General features: G+C 67.9%; 9 protein-coding genes and 4 tRNA genes. 3 read left to right on the top strand and 10 right to left on the bottom strand.

What is annotated here, in order from left to right; translation table 11 throughout:
- The 9 genes from VGR06_RS02880 to VGR06_RS02840 form a co-directional block, all read right to left on the bottom strand.
- Nucleotides 1-192: hypothetical protein (locus VGR06_RS02880; protein ID WP_327557342.1), on the bottom strand; the 192-nt coding region annotated here is incomplete at its 3' end.
- A gap of 10 nt (nt 193-202) precedes the next feature.
- Nucleotides 203-448 (bottom strand): hypothetical protein, encoded by a 246-nt coding sequence (locus tag VGR06_RS02875; protein WP_327557341.1) that lies wholly within the window; start codon nt 446-448, stop codon nt 203-205.
- A complete protein-coding gene (locus VGR06_RS02870) occupies nt 376-1182 on the bottom strand; it encodes a hypothetical protein (protein ID WP_327557340.1) in 807 nt (268 codons plus the stop codon). Before VGR06_RS02870 ends, VGR06_RS02875 begins: the two co-directional genes overlap by 73 nt.
- Before the next feature lie 14 nt (nt 1183-1196).
- Nucleotides 1197-1661 (bottom strand): dynamin family protein, encoded by a 465-nt coding sequence (locus tag VGR06_RS02865; RefSeq protein ID WP_327557339.1) that lies wholly within the window; start codon nt 1659-1661, stop codon nt 1197-1199.
- A 329-nt stretch (nt 1662-1990) separates the two neighbouring features.
- The gene (gene grpE, locus VGR06_RS02860) at nt 1991-2350 is read right to left on the bottom strand and encodes a nucleotide exchange factor GrpE (RefSeq protein ID WP_327557338.1); all 360 of its coding nucleotides are present in this window, start codon (nt 2348-2350) and stop codon (nt 1991-1993) included.
- A gap of 170 nt (nt 2351-2520) precedes the next feature.
- A tRNA-Val gene (locus tag VGR06_RS02855) sits at nt 2521-2595 on the bottom strand.
- A gap of 4 nt (nt 2596-2599) precedes the next feature.
- A tRNA-Cys gene (locus VGR06_RS02850) sits at nt 2600-2671 on the bottom strand.
- 54 nt (nt 2672-2725) lie between these two features.
- Nucleotides 2726-2798: transfer RNA gene (locus VGR06_RS02845), tRNA-Gly, on the bottom strand.
- A 79-nt stretch (nt 2799-2877) separates the two neighbouring features.
- On the bottom strand, nt 2878-3303 hold the full coding sequence (locus VGR06_RS02840; protein ID WP_327557337.1) for an SsgA family sporulation/cell division regulator: 426 nt from the start codon (nt 3301-3303) through the stop codon (nt 2878-2880).
- A gap of 254 nt (nt 3304-3557) precedes the next feature.
- On the opposite strand from VGR06_RS02840, the gene VGR06_RS02835 reads away from it, so the two are divergent.
- The gene (locus tag VGR06_RS02835; protein ID WP_327557336.1) at nt 3558-4004 is read left to right on the top strand and encodes a TIGR02611 family protein; all 447 of its coding nucleotides are present in this window, start codon (nt 3558-3560) and stop codon (nt 4002-4004) included.
- Nucleotides 4005-4038: 34 nt separating this feature from the next.
- Nucleotides 4039-4110 (top strand) — tRNA-Val (locus tag VGR06_RS02830).
- A 187-nt stretch (nt 4111-4297) separates the two neighbouring features.
- Here the strand turns inward: VGR06_RS02830 and VGR06_RS02825 are convergent.
- Complete coding sequence (locus VGR06_RS02825) at nt 4298-5653, bottom strand: hypothetical protein (protein WP_327557335.1); 1356 nt, start codon at nt 5651-5653, stop codon at nt 4298-4300.
- Nucleotides 5654-5896: 243 nt separating this feature from the next.
- Between VGR06_RS02825 and VGR06_RS02820 the strand changes: the two genes are divergently transcribed.
- Entirely contained in the window at nt 5897-6481 is a 585-nt protein-coding gene (locus tag VGR06_RS02820) for a DUF305 domain-containing protein (protein WP_327557334.1), read from the top strand.
- Nucleotides 6482-6503: the final 22 nt, after the last annotated feature.

Below are 6503 nucleotides of genomic sequence, written 5' to 3'. Positions count from 1 at the left end.
AGGAGTGTCCGGCGACGAGGGTGCGACGGCGTCGCTATCCGCTCCCGGGTTCTGCCCCGGCTCGAAGGGAGACGTGGTGAGCGAGATCGGTTCGAATACTGGGTGGGCATGGGGGTCGGCCATCGAGGCAACGTCCGGGTCGGCCGGTCCGAAGGAGGTGTGGCTCGGCGTTTCGTGCTGATCGTCGGTCATGGGTCGTCCTTCACCGGATTGATCCGAGAGTCGTGGCGAGTTGTGCTGCCTGCTCGCGAAGCTCGGCGTAGCCGCTCAGCTGGCGGTCGGCGACCGACTTGCGCCGGTCGAGGTCATCCTGTTGGGCAGCCAGGTTGGCCTGGTGTTGGGCGAGCACGTCGGTTGGCCGGGCCCGTTCGGTGCTCAGTTCACGATCGACGGTGGTCTCGATGTTCTGCTTGACCGACGACAGGACTTGCATGATCTCGGTGGGCACTTCCGCCCGTAGCCGGGTGATGAGGTCGTTGAGGAATCGGGTGGCGTCCGCCCTGGTGTTGGTGACTCGATCCCGTCGGGTGCGTAGGCCGGTGAGCACGCCGACCGTTCCGCAAAGGCTGCCCAGCCGGCGACCGGGTTCAGCGTGATCGTGCCGACCACTGCGCCGACGGCGACGCCGAGTCCGGTCGTGGTCAGGCCATGTTCCACCACTGTGGGGACGGTGGCGGTGGTCCGAATCGGATCCGGAATCGAGATGTCCACGTTGGCGCCGGTGACGGCGTCCGTCGGCATGCTGAGTTCCGCGTCGAGCAGGTCGGCCAACTCGGTGCCGAGCGCCTCGATCTGTCGGCTCATCTCCGTCTTGAGCTCGAGCCAGATCGCCTCGGCGCGGGCGGGCAGGTCGCGCCCCAGCGAGTCGAGGATGTCCGTGCCGCCCTCACTGATGGCCCATGACGCGTCGTGGTGCAGTGTCCTGACGACGTTGGCGAACTGCCGGTCGAGCCGTGTCTTTGTGGTGCTGAGGTGTTGGGCGAGCAGGGCGCGCCATGTGGCGTTGATCGCCGTGGCGTCATCGACGAGCTTGCGTTGCTCCGCGACGAGGGTGGGTAGCTCCGGGTCGAGAGCCAGAGACCGCAATTGCTCCATCTGTTGCCGGCACAGGCGTCCCGCGATCGTCGCGGCGAACGGGGCGACGTTGGCGGAGCGGATCCTCGTGGTCCGGTCGTTGATCATCGAGCAGGCCGTGATCAACGCGTCGAAACCACTGCGCTCACGGCGGGGGGCGGCGAGGTTCTGGTCACCGGTCCGGTTGCATCGAACCGGTATCGGCTGCTGACCGGCAACCATGGGGCGTCCCGGTAGTCCGGTGCGTGCTCGGCGAGCAACGCCTGGTTCCGGATGAGCACGCTCTGCCAGCCCGGGTAGAGATCGACCTGGGTCAGTACGAACAGGACGGCGTGGATCCGCTCGGTCGCCCGGCGTAGAAAGTCGAGCTCCGACCGGGTCAGCTCGCTGTTCGCGCTGACCACGAAGATCAGCGCGTCGGCCAACTCCACCGTCGCCAGCGCGAGGTCCGCGTGACCCTCGACGAGTCCGCCAACACCGGGCGTGTCCACCAGCCGCAGTCCGGTCTCCAACAGGAGTGGGGCGGGCACGGAGACCTCCACCCAGTAGACGCCTTGGCGGTACGCCCGCCCGGTAGCCGGATCCACGGCGGCGTGCTGGTGGAGTTCCGCCGGGGTCGACCGGCCGGCCTGCCGGGTTCTCGGAGTCGAACACGATGGCCGTTAGCTCCGGGCCGCCACGCACCTGCACGTGTACCGTCGACGCGACGTCCGCATCGACGGGTAGCAGGTTCTCGTGCTCCACCAACGCATTGATCAATGTGCTCTTGCCGCGGTTCGTCGCGCCGACCACCACCAGCCAGCAATGGTCAGAGCGACCCCGTTCGGCCTCGACCCGCAACGCGTCAGCGGCGGTGTGCTCGCCGGCACCTCGAGCCGCGGCGGCGGTTCTGTCGACGACGTCCATGACCGCGGTATCAAGCATCGCGAAGCACCTCCTCGGTTCGGTAAACGATCACTTGCGGCTTGCGCAGCAGCCGGTGTCCGTCGACGTACCCGCAGAACCGGGTGCTCTGCACGGTGAGCTGCAACGTTTCGTCGGTCGTGTCGGCACGACCGACCGCCTCGAACAGCTTCTCGTCGAACGGTTCGCCGTCCGGCACGACCGCCCGCACTCCAACCTCGCCGAGCAGCCGGTGCATTCGTTGCCACAGCCCGGAATCCACGTCCTGGCGCCGGTCGGCGATGTCCATGCAGATGGACACCAGCGCGTCCCGGTCGCCGACCTGTTGTGGGCGTCGCGACCGGCGCATCCATCGTTTCCAGCGGCCGCTCATCCGAAGATCGTCCCCAGAAAGCGATGGGAGCACTCCGGGAGCAGTCATTCCGCTGACCACTACCAAGCCGCACATATGATCAAGATCATCTGCTCCCAAAATGCTCCCACGACAGCACAACAGCCCGCTGGCGATGATCACCAACGGGCTGTCTGACCAGGTGTTATGTCTGGTGGGCGATACTGGGATTGAACCAGTGACCTCTACCGTGTCAAGGTAGCGCTCTCCCACTGAGCTAATCGCCCGCCGAGGCGGAGGCGGGAATCGAACCCGCGTACAGGGCTTTGCAGGCCCTTGCCTAAGCCACTCGGCCACTCCGCCAGTTTTCCCGAGGGTATCCCGAGGAGTCCGGCCCTGGACCGAGGGGCCGAGCCGAGCGGACGACGGGACTCGAACCCGCGACCCTCACCTTGGCAAGGTGATGCGCTACCAACTGCGCTACGTCCGCGAACCACGATCTCGTGGTGCCTGCGGAACCTTATCCGACCTCACGCCGGGGGATCAACTCGGGTCCCGGTCCGCCCACGCTACGTGAGATCGGTGGAGATCAGGTGGGTGAGCGCCTCGTCGACGTCGACCCAGAGGTGCTCGTTGCCCGGGACGACCACGTCGTACGTGCGGTCGAGGAAGTCGGCGAGCTCCTGCGCGGACGCCTCGAACACGGCGTGGCCGGACGGCGAGCTGAGCTCGATGACGACCACCTCGGGGTCGTCCACGGCCGGCCGGATGCGGACGTCGCCGTCGCCGGCCTCGGCGATGAGGCCGTCGGCCAGCAGGTCGCGGGCGTACACCCATTCCACCCACCCGGCGCGGCCGGTGCGGAAGGCCGCGACGACGGCGTACGGGTCACGCGTGTCGTAGCGGAGCTCGACCTTCACCGGCACCGCGGGTGTACGTGGCGCCAGGAGATCGAACACCGCCGTTGAGCGGAGCGTGACGTGATCGTTGCGCATCGTCGTTACCCTTCTGCTCCCTTCCCAGTCCATTGAACGACCGAGGCCCGTCAATGTGACGCCCCGGCGGCCCAAAGGGTGCCAACTCCGCTGAACAATCACCCATCCGGTCCAGCGGTGAAGCCAACACCAGTCTGCCTTCTCCGACTCCCATACTGGCAAGGTCCGGTCGATTCCCGGTAGCACTGTGGCCTGAATGTTGCTCGCGTCGTGCCGCCACACGGCGCGCGCCTGACGGTCTGTGCGGTTCGATCATGACGAGCACCCGCGTGAACGGGCACAATGCGGCAGTGGGGATGACAACACAGGTCCGCCGGCCGCGGCGGCCACGCTGGGCCACCCGGAGCCCCGGCATGCTGGCGCTCTACCGCACCGGCGTAGCCCTCCTCGGCGGGCTGGTGCTCACCCTCGGCATCGTGCTGATCCCGTACCCCGGCCCGGGCTGGCTCATCGTCTTCGCCGGCCTCGCCATCCTGGCCGCCGAGTTCCACTGGGCCCGCCGCCTGCTGCACTTCCTGCGCGCCCGCTACACCGCCTGGACCCGCTGGATGGCCCGCCGCCACCCCCTCCTCCGTCTGGCCCTCTACACCTGCACCGGCCTGGTCGTCCTCGCCACCCTCTGGCTCCTGAACGTCTTCGCCCTGGTCGGCGGCTGGTTCGGCCTCCACTACCCGTGGCTCGGATCCCCCATTTTCACCTGATCCACGGCCCTGTGTACCGTATCGTCGTTCTCACGGGCGATTAGCTCAGCGGGAGAGCGCTCCGCTCACACCGGAGAGGTCACTGGTTCGATCCCAGTATCGCCCACGGGCTCGGGCGACGTGTGTCCACGGAAAAGCGTGGACCGCGTCGCCCGTCATCATGTTGGGGGGCCGAGCCCCCCAACCCCCACGGTGCTAGCTCCTCTTGACCCGGCGCTGGGCGCGTTGGGCCGGGAACCAGCCAAAGCAGGGCCCCGCGCCTGTAGCGCGGGGCCCTGCTTGGTCGTCGACGCTTAGCGGCGGTCGAAGTGTTTCTGGGTTTGGACGTTGAGCTCGGTGAGCTTGACGCCGCGGGCCGGGTTGGTGCGCGGGTCGTTGAGCTCGACGACGTCGAGGCCCTTGACGATGTCGGAGCCGTAGATGAAGCCGTTGTAGTAGTAGACCGACCATTCGCCGCCGCCTTCGCCGTTGGGCAGGGGGCCGCGCTCGAGGAAGCCGATCTCGGTCGGGTTGGCGGAGTCGGTGAAGTCCCACACCTGCATGCCGCCCTGGTACCAGGCCTGGACCATGATGTCGCGGCCGCGGACCGGGATCAGCGAGCCATTGTGCGACACGCAGTTCTCGGTGTCGGTCTGGGTCCGGGAGATCTTGAAGTAGCTGCGGAACTCCAGCCGGCGGTTGTCGCCGGTGCCGGTGACGTCGTAGACGCCGTCGGCGCCGTGCAGCGGGCCGATCGTCGGGTTGCAGGTGGGCGCGCCGCCGCCGCCGAGCTCGTCGGTGAAGATCACCTTGGTGCCCTCGTTGTTGAACGTGGCGGAGTGCCAGAACGCGAAGTTCGTGTCCTGCACGCGGCTGATGGTGCGCGGGGCGAGCCGGTCGGAGATGTCGAACAGCACGCCGTCACCCATGCAGGCGCCGGCCATCAGGTTCTTCTCCGCGTACACGGTCAGGTCGTGGCAGCCGCTGGTGGCGGTCCGGCCGGTCGGGAACGGCGCCGGGAGGCCGGGGTTGCCGCCGTCCGGGAACAGCACGGGCTTGGCCACGACGGACGCCGACGCCGGGTTGTCCAGCGGCACGCGGATGATCGAGATCGAGTCGTGCGGCGGCTGGCAGCGGGGGAGTGAGGCGTTCGGCGAGTACGAGGAGATGTACAGGTAGACCGCCCGGTCGGCGCTGCTGGCCGACGGCACCAGGGTGTGCGTGTGCGAGCCGCAGTCGGTGTCGATCGACTGGATGTAGCGCGGGGCGCTCTTGTTGCTCACGTCGAAGATCTTCATGCCCTCCCAGTACGGGAGGCTGCCGTCGGGCTGAGCTACGGAGTTGCACGAGTTGTCGCTGCGGCGCGAGTCCGTCGACAGGAACAACAGGTTGCCGGCGACGGTCACGTCGTTCTGCGGACCCGGGCAGAACACCTGACTGACGATCTTGGGTTTCTTCGGGTTCTTGATGTTGTAGATGGTGAAGCCGAGGTAGTTGCCCCCGAAGGCGTAGTCGCCCTGGAAGGCGATGTCGGAGCCGACCGAGTCCGGTCCGGACAGCGGGTCGGTGGCCGGGATGTTGGCGACCAGGTGCATGTTCGCGCTGCTGACGAGCTCGTCCTCGCCGGGGAAGCCTTGCGCGCCGGCGGGCGCGGCGGCAAGCACGGACATGGCCAGTGCCATGGTCCCGAGAGCTGCGGTCGACAGCCTTCGCCGTCGACTACTCAGCGTGGAGCTCACGGCGGATACCCCTCTCATGGACGTACGGTGACCTCAGTATTACTTTCAGCTGGCCGACCAGCTAGCGTCTTTAGGCGGTTATTTTCGTCAGTTGAGCTTGGTTGGATGGGTGCCGTGCCAGGAGGTTGGGTCCGCTTACTCTGCGGCGTCGTCGCAGTGGCCACCCTCGGTGGCGTGGCCGCGTGCACCAGCACCCCCGCCGAGCCCGCGGCGCCGGTCATCGTCCCCGGGAAGCCCGGTGAGCCCGCGCGCACCCTGTCCCCGGGGGAGAGCCTCCCGAAGACCCCGCAGGCGCCACCCGCCGACGCCGACGTGCGCTACCTGCACAACATGATCGCCCACCACCAGCAGGCCATCGAGATGGCGCGGCTGGTGCCGGAGCGGGCCGCGGCGCTGGACGTCAAGCGGGTCGGCGACCGGATCGCCGCCAGCCAGGGCCCGGAGATCGAGGCGATGAACACCTGGCTCCGCACGCACGGGCAGCCCACGGTCGACCCGGAGCACGCCGGCCACGAGTCGCACGACGGCATGCCGGGTATGGCCACGCCCGCCCAGCTCGACGCCCTGCGCGCGGCCACCGGCACCGCGTTCGACGCGCTGTTCCTGCAGCTCATGATCACCCATCACCAGGGCGCGCTGACCATGGCCGGCGAGATCCAGCTCAAGGGCAAGGACCCGCGCATCCAGGAGATCGCCGACGAGGTGATCGCCGAGCAGACCGCCGAGATCAACCGGATGCGGGCCATCGCGCCGCACTGAAACCCGCAGGCTTCGGGCCGGG

The sequence above is a fragment of the Actinophytocola sp. genome, from assembly GCF_036002505.1.
Lineage (GTDB): Bacteria > Actinomycetota > Actinomycetes > Mycobacteriales > Pseudonocardiaceae > DASYTH01.
Note: the sequence above shows the minus strand (reverse complement) of the source record. Positions and strands in the feature narration are given on the sequence as shown.